The sequence below is a fragment of the Nonomuraea sp. NPDC050536 genome, from assembly GCF_044457685.1.
Classification (GTDB): domain Bacteria; phylum Actinomycetota; class Actinomycetes; order Streptosporangiales; family Streptosporangiaceae; genus Nonomuraea.
In genome coordinates this window covers 442,508-459,831 of record NZ_JBITHD010000003.1, presented here as the reverse complement: position 1 = coordinate 459,831, position 17,324 = coordinate 442,508, and the positions used below count along the sequence as shown (strand labels likewise).

The window sequence follows — 17,324 nt, the reverse complement described above, 5'->3', positions numbered from 1 at the left end:
TTATGGCTACTCACAATCAGGGGTTCATCCCACCATTCGACACAGCGAACAGAATAGTGCTAGCTTCATTAGCACCATGCTGTTGACACTGGACATGAACGACTCGCGGCCGCTGCACGAACAGGTGGCCGCCGCGATCCGCCGCGCGATCGGTGAGGGCTCCTACGGGCCGGGCGACCGCCTGCCGCCCGCCAAGGACCTGGCCGAGGCCCTGGGCATCAACGCCAACACCGTGCTGCGAGCCCTGCGCGACCTGCGCGACGAGGGGCTGCTGGAGTTCCGGCGCGGCAGAGGCGTCAGCGTGGCGGGCGGCGCCGACGCCCGCGCGCAGCTGGTCCAGAGCGCCCGCGAGCTGCTCGACGAGGCGAAGAGGCACGGCTACCGCCGCGAAGACCTCATCACGATCCTGGAGGACCTGTCATGAACCCCCGCTTTCTCGCCATCGGATGGGGGTTGATCGTCACCGCGGTGCTGATCGTGGTCCCCCTGTCGGTGCGCGACCGGCTGCCCGAGCCGCTGGCCACCCACTGGTCCAACGGCCCAGACTCGGCCAGCTCCTTCACGAGCTTCCTGATCACGAGCGTCCTCACCTGGGCGGTGCCGTGGGCGATCATGACCGGCATCGCCGTGCAGGGGCGGATGTTCCAGCGCCGCCTCAGCCGCATGTACTGGTGGGGCTTCCTGATCGGCGGTGCCGTCTTCGTGACCGGCATGGAGCTGTCGACCCTCTACGCCAACCTCGACAGGTCCTCCTGGCAGGAGGCCGTGCTGCCGGACTGGATGACGATCGCCCTGGTGGCGTCCGTTGGGATCGGCGTGCTGGCCGGGTACGCCGGCAGGGGAGCGCCCGACCAGCCGTCACCTGCCGGCGAGGGCGTGCCGCGGCTGCGGCTGAGTCCCGGCCAGCGCTCGGTCTGGGTCAGCCGGGTGGTCAACCCGTGGCTGATGGCCATGGCCGCCGCGGCGGGTGCCGCGCTGGTGGTGACGGGCGGGCTGATCCTCCTCGGCGTGATAGCGCGGGAGGACGCCGGGCGGATCCTGCCCGGTATGGCGATCGTGCTGGTCGCCGGCCTGGCCACCTCCTCGGCCACGGTCCGGGTGACGCAGGACGGGCTGGCCATCGGTTTCGGGCCGTTCGGCTGGCCGGTGCGGCGCATCCGCCTGTCGAAGATCGACCGCGCCTGGGCCGAGGTGCGCTACCCGAGCCAGGTCGGCGGCTGGGGTCTGCGCGGCCTGCCGGGCATGGCGGCCATCATGCTCCGCGGCGGCGACTGCCTGATCCTGCGCTACCGCTCCGGCGGCCAGCTGCTGATCAGCGTCGACGACGCCGAACGGGGCGCATCCCTTGTCAACGCCTTGATCGAGGAGAGAGCGTGAAGATCTTCCTGCCTGTGGCGTTCGTGCTGTCCTGGCTGGTGGCGTTACCGCTGTGGCTGGGCGGTGGGCTGGCCTCGCCGTACTTCCGCGTCCTGGCCACCGTGATGATGTTCACGCCCTCGCTGGGCGTGCTGGCCGTGTGGCTGCGCAGCCGCACCCCGTTCCGGCAGTGGGCCCGCGAGACCGGGCTCACGCTGGGCCCGCGTCCCGGCAGGACCGTCCTGGTCGGCCTCGGCGCCTGGCTGAGCACGGTCCTGCTCGTCCTGGTGGCGGGCGCGCTGAGCGCCGCCGTCGGCCTGCTCACGCTCGACCTGCACGACTTCGCCACCTTCCGCGCAGTGCTCGGCGCGCAGGGCGTACCCGTGCCCGCCAATGTGGGCGCGATCGTGGCGATCCAGGTCGTGGTGGGGATCCTGATCGCTCCGGTGATCAACGCCCTGCCCTCGCTGGGAGAGGAGTGGGGCTGGCGCGGGTGGCTGCTGCCCACGCTGGTGCGCTCGCGCGGGCTCGGCCAGGGGCTGGTGCTCAGCGGCGTCATCTGGGGGCTGTGGCACGCGCCGCTGACCCTGCTCGGCTACAACTATCCCGGCCTCGGGCCGTGGGCCGCGGCCTACTTCGTGGTGACGTGCGTGTTCATCGGCTTGATCTTCGGGTGGCTGCGGCTGCGCACGGGCAGCGTGTGGCCGCCGGTGATCGCCCACGGCACGCTGAACGGGACCGCCTCGCTCCTCTTCCTGTTCGCCGCCAAGCGGCCCGACCCGGCGCTGGCCGGCATCACGGGCGCGGTGGGCTGGGTGGTCATGGGCCTGACCGCGCTCGCCCTGTACAAATTCCTGCCCGTACGGCAGGCCTCAGCGGAAGGCGGCGCAGACCACCAGGCAGCCGGCCGTCGCGACCTCGACCAGGGCGCCGAGCACGTCGCCGGTCACACCGCCGAGCCTGCGCCCGGCATGCCGGAGCAGCACCAGTGACGCGCCGAGCCCGGCGGCCACACCCACAGGGATGACGGGCTGACCGAGGGCGAGCCCGGCGACCGCGGCGACCAGGACGGTGGCCGCGGTCACGGCCCACGCCGCGGCCGGCCGTACGGTGCCCGAGACCATCGCGCCCAGGCCGCCGGGCCGGGCGGCGGGAACGCCCGCCCGGCAGGCCCAGGCCAGCGCGAGGCGGCCGGTGACGCAGGCGGCGATGAGGCCGGCGGGACCCGCCCGCGTGAGGGCGGCCGCTTGGACGAGCAGGGTCAGCACCAGCGTCATCACGCCGAACGGCCCGATGTCCGACTTCTTCATGATGTCCAGCGCCTGCGCGGCGGGCCTGCCGCTGCCGAGCCCGTCGGCCAGGTCGGCGAGCCCGTCCAGGTGCAGCCCGCGCGTCATCGCCGCCAGCAGCGCCAGCGCCAGGGCGGCGCCGAGCAGCTCAGGCCCCGGCAGCAGCAGAGCCAGGCAGGCCAGGCCGCCGAGCGCGAGCCCGACCAGGGGAGCCAGGAGCATCGCCTGCCCCGCCACCCGCCGGTCGACCCGCTCCACCCTGACGGGAAAAGCGGTGAGCGTGCCGACCGCGAAGCGGAGCCCGTCGATCACTGCAGCTCGTCGAGCAGGCGGTAGTAGCCGAGCCGCCGCTCGTCGAGGGCCTGGAGCCCGTAGGCGGCCAGGAACTCCTCGCGCTCGCCCGGCTCGGTCAGCTCCCGCAGCGCGATGGCCAGGTCGACGTGGCGGTCGGCCACGCCGAGCGCGCCCAGGTCGATCAGGACCGGATCGCCGGCCGGCGGCGCCAGCACGTTGCCCGGCGTGAAGTCGCCGTGCGTCACCACCAGGTCCTCGACGGCGGGCCGCTCGGCCAGCAGCAGGTCGAGCACCTGCTCGGCGGTCATCCCGGCGTGGTCGGCGTCGAAGTCGCCGGTGTCGACCAGCCCTGCGGCGACGCGGGCGGCCACGTGCGCCAGCTTGACGTCCAGCCGCTCGTCGAACGGGCACTCCTCCACCGGGATCCCGTGCAGCCTGCGCAGCGCCTCGCCCATCCGCGCGGCCCTGTTGGGGGCCTTGGCTCGCTCCAGGCTGTTCCAGCCCACGTCGGCGGTCACCAGCGCGTCACCCTCGAAGGCCACCACGTCCGGCACCGGGAGCCACCGCTTCAGCCAGCGCAGCCGCTCGTGCTCGGCCACCGCCGCGGGACCCTGCTTGACGAAGAACCGCCCGCCAGGGTTGGTGACCCTGAGCGTCACCCCGCTCCTGCCCTCGTGGTCGTCGGACCAGACCGCGTCGTCGCCGAACAGATCCAGAATTCCCCCAGGAAGGTGCATAGTCGCCGATCCTAAAGCGGCACCGGGCGGCCCGCGACGAGCAGGGTCACCTCGTCCGACTCCTCCGCCAGGCGCTCGTTGAGCCGGCCGAGCGCGTCCCTGAAGGCCCTTCCGCTGGCCGTGGCGGGCACCACGCCCAGCCCCACTTCGTCGGAGACGGCCACGATCCGCTGCCGCGCGCGCCGCCACGCCTGGGCCAGCTCCTCGCACCGCTGGGCGACGGGCGCGCGGTCGCCGTCCCACGCGCCGTGCTCGTCGAACACCGCGGCCAGCCACGTGCCCAGCCCGTCGATCAGCAGCGGCGTCCGCGCCCGGCGGATCGCCGCCGCCAGGTCGGTGGTCTCCAGCGTGTCCCAGTGCGCGGGCCTGCGCTCGCGGTGCAGCTTCACCCGCGCCGCCCAATCAGGGTCGTCCGCCCCCGACGGGCCCGTCGCGACATAGGTGACGTACGGCTCGGCCGCCAGCCGCAGCTCGGCCTCGGCCGACTTGCCCGACCGCGCCCCGCCCAGCAGCAGCGTCCGCAAGGGAACGTCACGAGGAGCGGCCGCGACGGGAAGGAACGTCCCGTCGGGCACGGCCACCGCCCCCCAGAAGGCCAGCCGCCTGGCCAGCTCCTCCTCCGAGCGGATCCGGTGGTCGAGACCCACGGCCACGACCTGGGTCGCCCCGTCCACCACCCCGCGCCTGCGCAGCAGCCCCAGGTGCTCGGGCGCCTCGAGCAGGTCGATGAGGACGAGCTCGCAGCGGCCCTCAGGGACGGGCTCGCCGGGCGAGTACACCAGGAGCCCGTCGGCCGGGCCGTCGACCCGCAGGTCGAAGGGGCGGCGATGGCCTTCGGGGAGGCGGGCGCACGAGGAGCACGGGCAGCCGGGCTCCGGCCACCCGCGCGGGCCCGCCGTACCGATGAGCTGGACAGTCACCCGCCCGAGCGTACGGGAGCCTTGGCACGGCGGCGGGTGGCCACCACCGCGCCACCGGCGACCAGCACCAGCGCGCCCGCGCCGCCCAGGATCCAGGTCAGCGGCAGCCCGCCGCCCGGTGAACCGCCGGACATAGGCGCCGGCGCCGCGCCGCCCTTCTCCTTGGCCGGGTAGTCGTTGACGGCCACCACGTCGCCCTGCGGGTTCACCCTGGCGCTGGCGGCCAGCGCGAGCAGCTGGGCGGCGGAGGCGTTCTCGGCGCCGCCGACGCACTTGAGCAGGCCCTGGGCCGGCGGCGTGTCGCCGGGATAGGCATCGGAGGCGGTGTCGCCGAAGTCCACCTGGACGGCGACCCGCTTCTGGCCGGAGGCGGCCGCCTGCTTGCCGCACACCTTGTCGAACACCGGCTGGTCGCCGCCGGGCGACTCGGCCGCGGACCCGTCGGCCGACACCGAGAAGCGCCAGCCGATCACCGAACCGTCCTTCGGCACGTCCGCCGGGGTGGCGGCCAGCCAGGCCGTGCCGTCGCTCTGCCAGACGCTCCAGACCCGGGCGGCGTTGGGGTCAGGCCCGCCGGGGACGGGGTTGCCGGGTGACACGGGAGGGGAGGAGAGGAACGCGGTCGCCATGAGGGCAACACCGAACGCGCGCAGCATCGATCGACCTCCGAGCTCGGGAGTAGGGTTCCAATGCCGTGCGGAGGGTGCGCCCGGCGAACCCGCGGAACTTCTGCGAAATGGGAGCGTATGGCATGACATGGCGGTGGCGTTATGAAAATGCAAATGGTGGTGAGGTAACGGATCGTCCTTTGCCGCGCGAGGTTTTCCCGAGCCAGGCCGACGCCGAGTCGTGGCTCGGCGAGAACTACCGTGAGCTGCTCGAATCCGGCGTTGAGCAGGTCGCCTTGCTCGAGGAGGACCGCGTCGAATACGCGGGAATGTCATTGCGCACGGAGTGATTTCCGATAAAAAGAAAACCCCTCGAGCACTTGTGTGACTCGAGGGGTTTTCTTTTTCTATGCGGTCATGGGCGAGTGGGCGGGCTCACGGTCTTGCCGGGATTCCGCTCCACGACCGGGCCGAGCACGTCGTCGATGCGCTTGAGCACGTCGTCGTCGAGCTTGACGCCGGCGGCCTTGACGTTGTCGCGGACCTGCTCGGGCCTGGAGGCGCCGACGATGGCGCTGGAGACGTTCGGGTTCTGCAGCACCCAGGCCACCGCCAGCTGGGCCATGCTCAGCCCGAGGTCGGCGGCGATCGGCTTGAGCTGCTGCACCCGGCTCAGCACGTCGTCGGCCAGCATCCGCGAGATGAAGTTGCCGCCGGTCGGATCCGTGGCGCGCGAGCCGGCCGGCGCCGGCTGGCCGGGCAGGTACTTGCCCGTCAGTACACCCTGCGCGATCGGCGACCAGACGATCTGGCCGATGCCCTCGCGCTCGCTCAGCGGCACGATCTCCGTCTCGATGACCCGCCATAGCATCGAGTACTGCGGCTGGTTGGACACGATCCGGTCGAAGCCCATCTCATCGGCGATCTTCAGCGCCTGGCTGATCTGGTCGGCCGACCACTCGCTCACGCCCACATAAAGGACCTTGCCCTGGCGCACCAGGTCGTCGAAGGTCTTGAGCGTCTCCTCGAGCGGCGTCTCGAAGTCGAAGCGGTGCGCCTGGTAAAGGTCCACATAGTCGGTCTGCAGGCGGCGCAGCGAGCCGTGGATGGCCTCGGTGATGTGCTTGCGCGACAGGCCGCGGTCGTTCTGGCCCGCGCCGGTCGGCCAGTAGACCTTGGTGAAGATCTCCAGCGACTCCCTGCGCACACCATTCAGCGCCCGGCCGAGCACCTCTTCGGCCCTCGTGCCTGCGTAGACGTCCGCGGTGTCGAACGTGGTGACCCCCTCGTCCAGGGCGGCCTGCACGCACTGCCTGGCGGCTTCCTCCTCGACCTGGGAGCCGTGGGTGATCCAGTTGCCGTAGCTGATCTCGCTGATCTTGAGACCGCTGCGGCCGAGGTGTCGGAATTCCATACTTCCGACCTTAGGGTGTCACCGTGGCTGATCCAGTTTCGGGATAGGGTGCCCGACGTGCTGAAGCTCGTTCGGGCGGCGCTCACCGCGGCCGTCCTGGCCGCGCTGGCGGTACGGCTGCGCCGCCGCGCCCGCCTCCGCGAGGCCGCCCTGCCGCCTGCCGGGGCCGCTCCGGCAGCGCGCCGGCGTGGCGGCGGTGGCATGCTCGGGCCCTGGCTGGCCATCGTGGCCATCGTGGCCATCGTGGCCATCGTGGGCACCACCGTGGCCGTCATCGCCATCAACCCCGGCCCCATCGGCGCGGCCGAGCCCCCCGCCGTACCGGCGAGCCCCGCCGGCAGGGTGAGCCCCACGCCCACCCCGAGCCTGTACATGGTCCGCGTCGATTCGTGCCAGCCCTTCCCCGCCCCGATCGTGGTCCGCCCGCTCGACCCCGCCGTGCGCAAGGAGGTCACGCGCGAGTGGCGTCGCATCGAGCGACGCCACCGGGGCCAGGCCATGCTCGGCCGCCCCGGCAGGGCTCACACGATCGCCGTCGCCGAGGCACAGATGGGCATCCGCTTCCCTGACGACATGCGCGCCTCGCTGCTGCGCCACAACGGCTTCACGCTCAACGGCGTGCGGTTCCTGACCATCCGCGAGATCCGCGACGCCTGGCGCACGATCTGCCACGACCCGGCCAGGGCCGGACTCGTCCCCATCACAGGGGGGACGACCGTCCTGCCCCGCGACGGCGCCTACCTGGACGCCATACGCGAGGCCTCCTGACGGAAGCCCTCACCTGCTGGCGTCCGTGAGCGCGTGCGGGTGGTGGCCGTGCTGCGCCCGAAGCGCGAGTACGGCCGGCGGGAACACGACCAGCGGCCGCATCATCCCCTCGTCCTGATGCTCCAGCAGGTGGCAGTGGTAGGCGTACCGCCCGGTGCCGCCGTCGAAGCGCCCGGCCACCTTGACGCTCTCCGCCTTGTCGACCCGGACCACGTCCTTCCAGCCCTGCTCGTTCGGATCGATCGTGCCGTCCGACACGCGCACGAGCGGCTTGGTCGTCGTGCCGTTCTGCACGCTGAACCCGGAGATGTCGTAGACGTCGCGGCTGAGGATCTGGAAGCGCATCAGGTGGATGTGCATCGGATGCAGCGCTGGCGCCACGTTGACGAACCGCCACACCTCCCAGCCGCCCAGCTTGGCGAAGAAGTTCACGGCATCGTCGGGCATCCCGGCCACCCGGCGGTAGGTCTTGTCGTCGATCTGCACGACGCCCTCGGAGCCCGGCGTGGCCTGCGGGTCCTCCTCCATCTCCCACATCTGCGCGTGGTCGCCGCCGCCGACCATGGTGAGCACGACGCGGTGCTCGTGGTCGGCGGGCAGCGTGTCGTGGTCGATCCGCACGAAGCTGGGCGAGACGACCGCGGGCAGGGTGAAGTCGTCGTCAGGCCGCCTGCCAGCCACCCGGAACTCCATCACCTGCGGGAACGGGATGTTCTGGTCCGGCGCCTCCTGGCCCGGCGTGACGCCGGGCGCGGTGTTGACGAGCTTGAGTTTCCTGCCCGGCTTGGCGCGGAAGTCCACCAGGAGGTCCGCCCGCTCCGCCGGCGCCAGGATCAGCGGACCGTCGACGTCGACGGGCTTGGGCAGCAGGCCGCCGTCGGAGCCGATCTGCTTGATCGCCCCGGTGACCACGCTTCCGTCGGTCTCGTCGATCAGCTGGAGCCGGAAGACGCGGGCGTTGGAGGCGTTCAGCACGCGGAAGCGGTACCAGCGCGGATCGACGTCCAGATGCGGCCAGATCACGCCGTTCACCAGCGTGAACGGCCCGCTGAACGGCCGGGCCACCACCTTCGGGCTGGTCGTGGTGATCTGCACCTTGTGCAGCAGGTCTCCGGTCAGCAGCCCGGCCGCGTCCTGGTCCAGGTTGCGGTCGCACAGGACGAGCGGGATCTCGTGCCTGCCGTGCGGGAGGCCGAGCGCGTCCTCCTCGTCGTCCCTGATCAGGTAGCTGCCCAGCAGCCCGGAGAACACGGTCCAGGTGCCGACGTGCATACCGTGGTCGTGGTACCACAGGCCGGTGGCCGGCTGGTCGTTCGGATACTCCACGGCCTGCGCCTCACCGGCGCGTAGCCCGTTCTCCGCCCAGCCGTCGTTGCCCGCCGCGGTGACCGCGCCGTGCAGGTGCGTCACCAGCCACGGCGGGATCGCGGCCACGTCGGCCCGCGGCGTCGCGCCGCCCCTGCCCGGGGCGTTGACCGGCGGCGGCGTGGCGGCCGCCACCTGGACCGCGGTGACGGGCACCGTCTCGTTCTCGATCCGGTTGGTCCACGCGATGCGCACCCGCTGGCCCCGCCGTACCTCGATCGTGGGACCGGGGAAGTGACCCTCGTAGGTCCACAGGCGGGTCGGCGGGAGCTGCGAGTGCAGGCGCTTGCGCACCGAGCGCAGCTCCAGCGTCACCTCGCGCCCGTGCGGCCTGAGTACGGGCGGGACCGGCAACGCGTCGAGGAATGGCGTGAGCGTGGCCGTGACTGGCTTGTCGGGCCCGGCCAGCTCGGAGACCTGGCTGCCAGGCGCGGGCTCGGCCGCGCTCCCGGAGAGGCCCCGCGCGCCGTCACGGACCGTCGACGTGTCCGCCCGGGCGGGATCACTTAACCCGCCCACCGTGGCGATCGTCGCGGCCGTTCCCGCGGCCAGGCCGAGAAACCCCCGTCTGCTTGTCTTCACTTGTTCTCCCGTCGCTGAGCTGGGCCCCCGACGGGTGTGACGCAAGTGACGACTCACAGGTTTTCCCGATATAACGAAATATCGGGAAATATCGGTTACTTCTTTACCGGCACCGGCTTGCCGCCCGGCTTCACCGCGGGTGGCGGGAAGCGCAGCTTGCGGATCTGCAGGGCGCGCATGGCGGCGTAGAAGCCGACACCCTTGAGGCTCTCCTTCGGGAACTTCTCCGCGACCTGCTTCTTCACCTTCCACGCCACGAAGACGGAGGTGAACAGCACGCCGACCATCATGATCGGCCAGCCGAGGGTGATGGTCCAGCTGAGCACCTGGGCGCGCACGGCCATCGGCCACGGGATCCAGGTCAGCGCCAGGATGAGCAGCGAGAACGGCAGGAAGTACTGGCTGGGCAGGCGGCGCGAGTCGACCCAGTCGCGGGCGAACTTGCGCGCGGGGCCCTTGTCCCTGGCGGGGAAGTACCGCTCGTCGCCGGCCAGCATGCCCTGGCGGGCGCGCTCGCGGTCCGCGGTCTGCTTGGCCCGGGACTGCCGGTAGGCCTCTTTGCGGTCCTTCGGCGCGGAGACCGGCTGGCGCTTGCGCCCTTCCGCATCCCGGCGCTTGGGTGTGGGACGACCCTTACCCTGAGGCTTAGGATCGTCAGCGGGGACGGGGGTGTCGTCCACGGAGGTTTGGGAACGGCGTCGCAACACACGTCAACCCTACCTGGAAGGCAACTTAGTGACGCCCTCGTGCGTTATGCGTAGGGTAATCCCAAGGCGGCTGCGCTGCACTGGGTGAACACCAGCACGACCTAAGAAGGGGACGGCCGACGCGCATGAGCGTGATGAAGAGACTTTCAATGATCTTCAAGTCCAAGGCCAACAAGGCCTTGGACAAGATGGAAGATCCGCGCGAGACCCTGGACTACTCCTATCAGCGGCAGCTCGAGCTGCTGCAGAAGGTGCGCCGGGGTGTGGCCGACGTCGCCACGTCGCGCAAGCGGGTGGAGCTTCAGATCAACGGCATCGAGGCCCAGGCGAAGCGATATGAGGACCAGGGCCGCAAGGCGCTGTCCGTCGGGCGCGAGGACCTGGCCCGCGAGGCGCTGCAGCGCAGGTCCAACCTGCAGACGCAGATGGCCGATCTGAAGGTTCAGCACGACAACCTGCAGGCCGAGGAGGAGAAGCTCACCACGGCTTCCCAGCGGCTGCAGGCCAAGGTCGACTCCTTCCGCACCAAGAAGGAGACGATCAAGGCGACCTACACCGCGGCCGAGGCGCAGACTCGTATCAACGAGGCGTTCTCCGGCATCTCCGAGGAGATGGGCGACGTCGGTCTGGCGATCCAGCGTGCCGAGGACAAGACCGCGCAGATGCAGGCCCGCGCGGGAGCCATCGACGAGCTGCTGGCCAGCGGCGCGCTCGACGACTTCAGCGGCACTCGCGGCGACGACATCCAGGCCGAGCTCGACCGCATGGGCGGCGGCATGGACGTCGAGCTGGAGCTGGCCCGTATGAAGGCCGAGCTCGGCCAGGGGCCGGCGCCCAAGAGCGCCATCGAGCAGGGCCAGCCGCAGCAGCAGGCCCAGCCCCAGCAGCAGCCGCATACCCAGCAGCTGCCGCACCAGGGGGAGGGCGCATGATCGTCAGAATCATGGGCGAGGGTCAGGTCGAGATCTCGGCCGACGACCTCGGCGTGCTCAACGCGCTGGACGGCGAGCTGGAGTCGGCCATCGAGGCCGGCGACGAGGCGGCCTTCCGCGTCAAGCTGCACGCACTGCTCGACAAGGTGCGCGCCGTGGGCAAGTCGCTGGCCGACGACAGCCTCGAGCCGTCGGAGCTGATCCTTCCGCCCGCGGACGCCTCTATCGACGAGGTACGGGAGATGCTGGGCGACCAGGGTCTCATCCCGGGCTAGCCGTGAGCACCCGCTTCGCGTCCGACAGCGGCCTGACCCGCCGCATGGTCGTGACGATGTTCCTGCTCGGCCTGCTCTACGTGGCGTTCGTGGCGGTGCTGATCGCCGTCGGCATCAGCGCCGTCACGGTGCTGGTGATCGCGGCGGCGATGCTGTTCGTGCAGTACTTCTTCTCCGACCGCATCGCGCTGTTCGCGATGCACGGCCGGGAGGTCACGCCCGAGCAGGCCCCGGAGCTGCACGGCCTCATCGACCGGCTGTGCGCCTTGGCCGACATGCCCAAGCCGCGGGTGGCGATCGCCGACTCCGACGTCCCCAACGCCTTCGCCACCGGCCGCAACCAGAAAAAGGCCGTGGTCTGCGTCACGACGGGCATCCTGCGGCGGCTGGAGCGGGAGGAACTCGAAGGGGTGCTGGCCCACGAGCTGTCGCACGTCGCCCACAGGGACGTGGCGGTCATGACCATCGCCTCGTTCCTGGGCATCGTGGCCGGGCTGATGACCAGGTTCGCGCTCTACAGCGGGCTGGGCCGCAGCCGCGACAACAGCGGCGGCCTGCCCATCGGGCTGATCATCATGCTGGTGTCGATCGTGGTGTACGCGGTCAGCTTCCTGCTCACGCGGGCGCTGTCGCGCTACCGCGAGCTGGCTGCCGACCGGGCCGGGGCGCTGCTCACGCAGAAGCCCTCGGCGCTGGCGAGCGCGCTGTACAAGGTCAGCGGCGACATGGCCAGGATCCCCACGCGCGACCTGCGCGAGGCGGAGCCGTTCAACGCCTTCTACTTCGCGCCCGCGCTGGCCAACCGCCAGTCCATCGCCAACCTGTTCTCCACGCATCCCTCGCTGGAGCGCCGGGTGGCGGAGCTGGCCAAGATCTCGGCACAGCTCGGAAGGGGTTGACCTCCGCGTGAGCTGGTGGGATGCCCTGCTGGGCCGTTCCAAGCCGGTCAAACCCAACCTCGACGCGCTGTTCGCGCTGCCGTCCGCGGCCATCACGCTGCAGGCCGCCACCGGTCTCGTCCCCACCGGTCTCGGCTCTGTGTCCTTCCGTGCCGCGGAGGGCGGCGCGTTCGCCACGCTCGAACGCGACGTGAAGGCGCTGCTCGGCGACCGGGTCGAGCAGTCCGACGACGCCTACGGCTACACCTGGCTGCTGGTGCGCCGCGACCCCGACGCCGTCAGCGACCTGGTGACCGAGCTGCACGCGGTCAACTCCTCGCTGGAGGGCGCCGGGTTCGGCCCGTCGCTGCTGTGCTCGCTGGTGTCCTTCGCCGACCAGGACGGCGGCCGCCTGGCCGTGGTCTACCTGTACAAGCGCGGCACCTTCTACCCCTTCGCCCCCAGGCCCGGTCAGCGCCGCGACAACGCCCTGGAACTGCAGGCCCGCGGCGTGCTGGCCGAGGAGCTGCCGCTGGAGGAGGACCTCGGCCGCTGGTTCCCCGTGTGGGGGGCTCCAGGACTCTGAGTGATCTAATGATCACGTGGAGCGAAGACTGATCCTGGCCGCGGCCTGCGCGTTCATCGTCGCCGCCGTCCTGCTCAGCGCCTGGGCGCCCGGGCAGTTCGCCACGCCGCGCGTGGACAGGGCCGACGGCTACGTCAGCGAGCTCGCCGCGCGCGACCAGCCTTGGTCGCCGCTGTTCCGCACCACCGACGCGCTGGCCGGCCTGGCCTGCCTGTTCGGGATCGCCGTCCTGCCCGTCGTGCGCGGCGACGGCCGCCGCGATGCGCCGGGGCGGTGGCGCTGGGAGCGGGCCGGATGGCCGGCGCTGGCCCTGTTCGGGCTGCTGACCATGGCCGACGCCGCCTTCCCGCTCGACTGCGCGGCGCTCAGCGACCCCGCCTGCGAGCGGGGGCCGCTCTCGTTCGCGCACCACATCCACGCCGTGGCCGGCGTGCTGGCGATAGTGGCCGCGCTGGCGGCGATGGCGCTGCTGAGCCCGCCCTCGCGGGCGTCATGGGCGCTGACGGCCGCGCTGGCCGTTGTCACGCTCCTCGTGCTGGCCGCGGTCATCGCGGGCAGGCTGGTAGGCGTGGCCCAGCGTGCCCAGGTGACGATCATCGCGCTCTGGCTCGTCCACCTGGCGCTCAGGCTGCTCTCCCAGGAAGCGGTACGGCCGGCCGCCCACCTCCACGTGATCGACGAGGGCGAGGGCCCCGCCGTGGTCATCACCGACGGCATGGCCGGAGCCTGGTACCACTGGGACCACGTCGCCGCCGGCCTGGCCGCCACACACCGCGTGATCCGCTTCGACCGTCCCGGGCTCGGCCGCAGCACCGCCGCCCTGACCACGCCCACCCTGTACGGCGAGGCCGCCCGCCTGGCCGCGCTCGCCCCGCCCCACCCCGAGCACGTCACGGTCGTGGCGCACTCGGTGGCCGCCTGGCACGCAGAGGCGTTCGCCCGCCTGCACCCGCTGCGCATCCGCGCCCTGGTCCTGGTCGACCCGAGCCCGCTGCCCAGGAAGGGGCGGCGGACCAGTACGGCGGGCAGGGCGCTCGGCCGCTGGCTGCCGGCGCTCGGCAGCACCTGGGGAGCCTGGGTGATCGCCCGGCTGGCAGGGCCCGCCGTCCACCGGATGATCACCGGAGTCGCGGACGGGCCCGGCGTCTACCGCGAGGGACAGGTGCTCGCGGCGGCCGTGGGGGAGTGGCTCGCCTTCCGTGACATGGCCGCCGACCTGCGGGAGATCCGCCACGAGCACGTGCTTCCCAGCATCCGGGTGACGATACTCAGCGCCGGGGGCGACGGCGGGCGGCACGCGGCGCTGGCAGGGCTGCTGAAGGCCAGGCTGGTCCGGCTGCCGGGCGCCGGCCACCAGGTGCAGGTCACGGCGCCGGAGGCGATTGTCCAGGCGGTTTGACGGAGCGTAGTCGGGTATATCCGGGCAATGGCGGCACGATGGGGGTGGGTGCCGAGGGTTCTCGCGGGCACCTTCGCGGTGATCGCGGTGTACTCCGCCGTCATCGCGCTGATCAGGCCGCTGCGGCTGCTGCTCGAGCCGATCACCAGCGCCGTCAACGACTTCGTCTTCCCCGTCGAGCCCAACCTGGCCTACGCCGTGTTCATGGTGCTGCTCGCGGGGGCCATCGCGCGGCGCAAGCGGGCCGCCTACCGGCTGCTCCTGGTGTTCGTGTGGGTGGAGCTGGTGCTGATCGTGCTGCTCGGCACGCTGATGATGATCGCGCCCGACCAGGGCGACAAGCTGACGCCCGTCGTGGTCAGCGGCGTGTTCACCGTGCTGCTGCTGGTCGTGCTGCTGCTTGCCAGGCGGGAGTTCTACGCCAAGGTGCAACGCGCCTCCTTCCGCAAGGCGCTGCTCGTGCTGGTCGCGGGCCTGCTGGTCTCCCTCGCCCTCGGCTACGGCCTGATCACCGCGTTCCCCGGCACGCTGCGGGCCTCGGACCACTTCCAGTGGGCGCTGGAGAAGGTGATGGGCGGGGCGATCACGCTCGACTTCGACCGGCAAGGCCACGGCCCCGCCTGGGTGTCCTTCGTGATCGGGCTGATCAGCGCGATCGCCTTGCTGGCCGCCGCCGCGGAGTTCTTCCGCTCGCAGCGGGCCACGGCCGAGCTGCCGCCGGGCGACGAGATCAGGATGCGGCAGCTGCTGGCCGCCGACGGCGAGCGCGACTCGCTCGGTTACTTCACCACCCGCCGCGACAGGGCCGCGATCTTCTCCCCGAGCGGCAAGAGCGCGGTCTCCTACCGGGTCGTGGCCGGCGTCAGCCTGGCGGGCGGCGACCCGATCGGCGACGTCGAGGCCTGGGAACCGGCCGTCCGATGCTGGCTCGACCAGGCGAGAGAGTACGGCTGGACCGCCGCCGCCATCGGTGCGGGCGAGGAGGGCGCCCGCGCCTACGCCCGAGCCGGGCTCAAGGTGCTGCAGCTCGGCGACGAGGCCGTCGTCCACGTCGCGGACTTCTCCCTGCACGGCCGCGACATGCGAGGTGTACGGCAGGCCGTCAACCGCGTCCAGCGCGCCGGGTACACGCTGCGCGTGCGCCGCCACGCCGACCTGCCGCAGGAGGAGATGCGGGCGGTCATGGGCAGGGCGGACGCCTGGCGCGACACCGAGACCGAACGCGGCTTCTCCATGGCGCTCGGCCGCCTGGGCGACCCGGCCGACGGCCGCTGCGTGCTGGTGGAGGCGCTGACGGCGGAAGGCGACGAGGCGGCCGTGCTGTCGTTGGTGCCGTGGGGTGAGCACGGCCTCTCGCTCGACCTCATGCGCCGCGACAGGCAGGCCGACAACGGCCTGATGGAGTTCATGGTGACCGGCCTCGTCGAGGCGGCGCCCAGGCTCGGCGTGGACCGCATCTCGCTCAACTTCGCGGTCTTCCGCGCCGCCTTCGAGCAGGGCGCCCGCATCGGCGCGGGCCCGGTGCTGCGCGCCTGGCGGAGCCTGCTGCTGTTCTTCTCCCGCTGGTGGCAGCTGGAGTCGCTCTACCGCTCCAACGTCAAGTACCGCCCCGAGTGGGTGCCGCGCTTCCTGGCCTACGCCGACACGCGTGACCTGCCCAAGGTGGGCATCGCCTCGGCCATCGCCGAGGGCTTCCTGTCGGGGCCGAGCCTGCCGACGCTGCTGCGGCGCGGGGCCGAGCAGCACATCCCGGCCCAGGCCGTCGCCCTGCTGCCGGAACCGGCCGCCGAACCGCCGAGCGCCCCGGTCAAGCAGCAGGTCGGGGTGCGCACCGCCAAGCTCGACCTGGTGGCCGAGCCGTACCCGGTCGACTTCCCGCGCACGCACACGACGGCGGAGGCCGTCACCATCGGCGAGTCGGTGGCCGTGGCGGGGCGGGTGATGCTGATCCGCGACCACGGCGGCGTAATCTTCGCCACGCTGCGTGACTGGGCGGGCGAGCGCCAGCTCATGCTCACCGATTCCGGCACGATGCGATCGTGGCGGGAGGTCGTGGACCTCGGCGACCACGTCGGCTGCCGCGGCAGGGTGACCACCTCCGCCAAGGGCGAGGTGTCGGTGCTGGTCGAGGAGTGGACGCTGACCGCCAAGTGCCTGCACCCGCTGCCCGACAAGCACCGGGGGCTGTCCGACCCCGAGGCCAGGGTCAGGCAGCGGCACCTGGACCTGATCACCGACCCGCGGGCGCGCGAGGTGCTGCGCCTGCGCGCGGCCGCCGTTCAGGCGCTGCGCGACGGCCTGGTACGGCGGGGCTTCCTCGAGGTGGAGACCCCGATCCTGCAGCCGGTGCACGGCGGCGCCAACGCCCGGCCCTTCCACACCCACATCAACGTCTACGACCTGGACCTCTACCTGCGCATCGCGCCCGAGCTCTACCTCAAGCGGCTGTGCGTGGGCGGCGTCGAGCGGGTCTTCGAGCTCGGCAGGACCTTCCGCAACGAGGGCGTGTCCTACAAGCACAACCCCGAGTTCACGATGCTGGAGGCCTACCAGGCCTACGCCGACTACCGGGTCATGCTCGACCTGGCCAGGGAGCTCATCCAGGAGGCGACCTGCCGGGCGCTGGGCGGGCAGGTCGTGCAGGGGGTGGACATCTCCGGCCAGTGGCCGGTGATCCCGGTCAACGAGGCCATCTCGCGCGCCGCGGGCGAGGAGGTCACCCCCGACACCTCCGCGAAGGAGCTGCGCAAGCTGTGCGACCGGCTCGCCGTGCCGTACAGCCCGAAGTGGGGGCGCGGCCAGCTGGTGCTGGAGCTGTACGAGCGGCTGGTGGAGGAGACCACCGTGGCGCCGGCCTTCTACCTGGACTTCCCGGCCGACGTCTCGCCGCTTACCAGGCCGCACCGCGACGATCCGCGGCTGGCCGAGCGGTGGGACCTGGTGGCCTTCGGCGCGGAGATCGGCACCGCCTACTCCGAGCTGGTCGACCCGGTCGAGCAGCGGCGGCGGCTGATGGAGCAGTCGCTGCGCGCGGCGGGCGGCGACCCGGAGGCGATGGAGGTGGACGAGGACTTCCTGGGGGCGCTGGAGTACGCGATGCCGCCGACAGGCGGGCTCGGCCTGGGCGTGGACCGGCTCGTCATGCTGCTGACCGGGGCGTCCATCCGGCAGACGGTCACGTTTCCGCTGGTGCGTCCGCTGAAGAGGTGACGCG

At 71.7% G+C, this 17,324-nt stretch carries 18 protein-coding genes; 11 read left to right on the top strand and 7 right to left on the bottom strand.

The window, feature by feature from the left end; genetic code table 11:
- The first annotated feature begins 76 nt into the window (after window positions 1-76).
- Genes ACIBHX_RS12150 through ACIBHX_RS12140 form a run of 3 tightly spaced genes read left to right on the top strand, consistent with a single transcriptional unit; the run spans window position 77 to window position 2,348 of the window.
- A complete protein-coding gene (locus ACIBHX_RS12150) occupies window positions 77-424 on the top strand; it encodes a GntR family transcriptional regulator (protein ID WP_397066762.1) in 348 nt (115 codons plus the stop codon).
- On the top strand, window positions 421-1,377 hold the full coding sequence (locus ACIBHX_RS12145; RefSeq protein ID WP_397066760.1) for a hypothetical protein: 957 nt from the start codon (window positions 421-423) through the stop codon (window positions 1,375-1,377). The genes ACIBHX_RS12150 and ACIBHX_RS12145 overlap by 4 nt, the downstream gene beginning before the upstream one ends.
- Window positions 1,374-2,348: a lysostaphin resistance A-like protein gene (locus ACIBHX_RS12140; RefSeq protein WP_397066758.1), complete on the top strand. Its 975-nt coding sequence runs from the start codon at window positions 1,374-1,376 to the stop codon at window positions 2,346-2,348. The genes ACIBHX_RS12145 and ACIBHX_RS12140 overlap by 4 nt, the downstream gene beginning before the upstream one ends.
- Here ACIBHX_RS12140 and ACIBHX_RS12135 read toward each other — a convergent pair.
- Genes ACIBHX_RS12135 through ACIBHX_RS12120 form a run of 4 tightly spaced genes read right to left on the bottom strand, consistent with a single transcriptional unit; the run spans window position 2,229 to window position 5,252 of the window.
- On the bottom strand, window positions 2,229-2,957 hold the full coding sequence (locus ACIBHX_RS12135; RefSeq protein WP_397066757.1) for an adenosylcobinamide-GDP ribazoletransferase: 729 nt from the start codon (window positions 2,955-2,957) through the stop codon (window positions 2,229-2,231). The two genes, ACIBHX_RS12140 and ACIBHX_RS12135, sit on opposite strands and share 120 nt — an antisense overlap.
- Complete coding sequence (locus ACIBHX_RS12130) at window positions 2,954-3,676, bottom strand: aminoglycoside 3'-phosphotransferase (protein WP_397066755.1); 723 nt, start codon at window positions 3,674-3,676, stop codon at window positions 2,954-2,956. The genes ACIBHX_RS12135 and ACIBHX_RS12130 overlap by 4 nt, the downstream gene beginning before the upstream one ends.
- 11 nt (window positions 3,677-3,687) lie before the next feature.
- Window positions 3,688-4,596 carry a bifunctional adenosylcobinamide kinase/adenosylcobinamide-phosphate guanylyltransferase gene (locus ACIBHX_RS12125; RefSeq protein WP_397066753.1) on the bottom strand — a complete coding sequence of 303 codons (909 nt, stop codon included), beginning with the start codon at window positions 4,594-4,596 and terminating at the stop codon, window positions 3,688-3,690.
- Window positions 4,593-5,252, bottom strand: a complete 660-nt coding sequence (locus tag ACIBHX_RS12120) for an SCO2322 family protein (protein ID WP_397066751.1) — start codon at window positions 5,250-5,252, stop codon at window positions 4,593-4,595. Before ACIBHX_RS12120 ends, ACIBHX_RS12125 begins: the two co-directional genes overlap by 4 nt.
- 95 nt (window positions 5,253-5,347) lie before the next feature.
- On the opposite strand from ACIBHX_RS12120, the gene ACIBHX_RS12115 reads away from it, so the two are divergent.
- The gene (locus ACIBHX_RS12115) at window positions 5,348-5,554 is read left to right on the top strand and encodes a hypothetical protein (protein ID WP_397066749.1); all 207 of its coding nucleotides are present in this window, start codon (window positions 5,348-5,350) and stop codon (window positions 5,552-5,554) included.
- Between the two features lie 65 nt (window positions 5,555-5,619).
- Here ACIBHX_RS12115 and ACIBHX_RS12110 read toward each other — a convergent pair whose 3' ends face one another.
- Window positions 5,620-6,618 (bottom strand): aldo/keto reductase family protein, encoded by a 999-nt coding sequence (locus ACIBHX_RS12110; protein ID WP_397066748.1) that lies wholly within the window; start codon window positions 6,616-6,618, stop codon window positions 5,620-5,622.
- 57 nt (window positions 6,619-6,675) lie between these two features.
- Here ACIBHX_RS12110 and ACIBHX_RS12105 point away from each other — a divergent pair, with 57 nt between their 5' ends.
- On the top strand, window positions 6,676-7,386 hold the full coding sequence (locus tag ACIBHX_RS12105) for an SMI1/KNR4 family protein (protein WP_397066746.1): 711 nt from the start codon (window positions 6,676-6,678) through the stop codon (window positions 7,384-7,386).
- 9 nt (window positions 7,387-7,395) lie between these two features.
- Here ACIBHX_RS12105 and ACIBHX_RS12100 read toward each other — a convergent pair whose 3' ends face one another.
- Window positions 7,396-9,333, bottom strand: coding sequence for a multicopper oxidase family protein (locus ACIBHX_RS12100; protein WP_397066744.1), 1,938 nt, complete (start codon window positions 9,331-9,333; stop codon window positions 7,396-7,398).
- 95 nt (window positions 9,334-9,428) lie between these two features.
- The gene (locus tag ACIBHX_RS12095) at window positions 9,429-10,013 is read right to left on the bottom strand and encodes a DUF3043 domain-containing protein (RefSeq protein WP_397066742.1); all 585 of its coding nucleotides are present in this window, start codon (window positions 10,011-10,013) and stop codon (window positions 9,429-9,431) included.
- Window positions 10,014-10,165: 152 nt separating this feature from the next.
- Here ACIBHX_RS12095 and ACIBHX_RS12090 point away from each other — a divergent pair, with 152 nt between their 5' ends.
- Genes ACIBHX_RS12090 through lysX form a run of 6 tightly spaced genes read left to right on the top strand, consistent with a single transcriptional unit; the run spans window position 10,166 to window position 17,320 of the window.
- Window positions 10,166-10,972, top strand: a complete 807-nt coding sequence (locus ACIBHX_RS12090) for a PspA/IM30 family protein (RefSeq protein ID WP_397066740.1) — start codon at window positions 10,166-10,168, stop codon at window positions 10,970-10,972.
- Window positions 10,969-11,247, top strand: a complete 279-nt coding sequence (locus tag ACIBHX_RS12085; RefSeq protein WP_397066738.1) for a hypothetical protein — start codon at window positions 10,969-10,971, stop codon at window positions 11,245-11,247. Before ACIBHX_RS12090 ends, ACIBHX_RS12085 begins: the two co-directional genes overlap by 4 nt.
- A gap of 2 nt (window positions 11,248-11,249) precedes the next feature.
- A complete protein-coding gene (gene htpX, locus ACIBHX_RS12080) occupies window positions 11,250-12,146 on the top strand; it encodes a zinc metalloprotease HtpX (RefSeq protein ID WP_397066737.1) in 897 nt (298 codons plus the stop codon).
- A gap of 7 nt (window positions 12,147-12,153) precedes the next feature.
- Window positions 12,154-12,711 (top strand): hypothetical protein, encoded by a 558-nt coding sequence (locus ACIBHX_RS12075; protein WP_397066735.1) that lies wholly within the window; start codon window positions 12,154-12,156, stop codon window positions 12,709-12,711.
- Window positions 12,712-12,727: 16 nt separating this feature from the next.
- Window positions 12,728-14,110 (top strand): alpha/beta fold hydrolase, encoded by a 1,383-nt coding sequence (locus tag ACIBHX_RS12070; protein WP_397066733.1) that lies wholly within the window; start codon window positions 12,728-12,730, stop codon window positions 14,108-14,110.
- A gap of 27 nt (window positions 14,111-14,137) precedes the next feature.
- Window positions 14,138-17,320 carry a bifunctional lysylphosphatidylglycerol synthetase/lysine--tRNA ligase LysX gene (gene lysX / locus ACIBHX_RS12065; protein ID WP_397066731.1) on the top strand — a complete coding sequence of 1,061 codons (3,183 nt, stop codon included), beginning with the start codon at window positions 14,138-14,140 and terminating at the stop codon, window positions 17,318-17,320.
- Window positions 17,321-17,324 lie beyond the last annotated feature (4 nt).

What these genes read in the sequence shown, in the direction of transcription:
- ACIBHX_RS12150 (WP_397066762.1), top strand. Translation starts at nt 77, where the DNA reads ATGCTGTTGACACTGGACATGAACGACTCGCGGCCGCTGCACGAACAG.
- ACIBHX_RS12145 (WP_397066760.1), top strand. Translation starts at nt 421, where the DNA reads ATGAACCCCCGCTTTCTCGCCATCGGATGGGGGTTGATCGTCACCGCG.
- ACIBHX_RS12130 (WP_397066755.1), bottom strand. Translation starts at nt 3,676, where the DNA reads ATGCACCTTCCTGGGGGAATTCTGGATCTGTTCGGCGACGACGCGGTC.
- ACIBHX_RS12120 (WP_397066751.1), bottom strand. Translation starts at nt 5,252, where the DNA reads ATGCTGCGCGCGTTCGGTGTTGCCCTCATGGCGACCGCGTTCCTCTCC.
- ACIBHX_RS12115 (WP_397066749.1), top strand. Translation starts at nt 5,348, where the DNA reads ATGACATGGCGGTGGCGTTATGAAAATGCAAATGGTGGTGAGGTAACG.
- ACIBHX_RS12110 (WP_397066748.1), bottom strand. Translation starts at nt 6,618, where the DNA reads ATGGAATTCCGACACCTCGGCCGCAGCGGTCTCAAGATCAGCGAGATC.
- ACIBHX_RS12090 (WP_397066740.1), top strand. Translation starts at nt 10,166, where the DNA reads ATGAGCGTGATGAAGAGACTTTCAATGATCTTCAAGTCCAAGGCCAAC.
- ACIBHX_RS12085 (WP_397066738.1), top strand. Translation starts at nt 10,969, where the DNA reads ATGATCGTCAGAATCATGGGCGAGGGTCAGGTCGAGATCTCGGCCGAC.
- lysX (WP_397066731.1), top strand. Translation starts at nt 14,138, where the DNA reads ATGGCGGCACGATGGGGGTGGGTGCCGAGGGTTCTCGCGGGCACCTTC.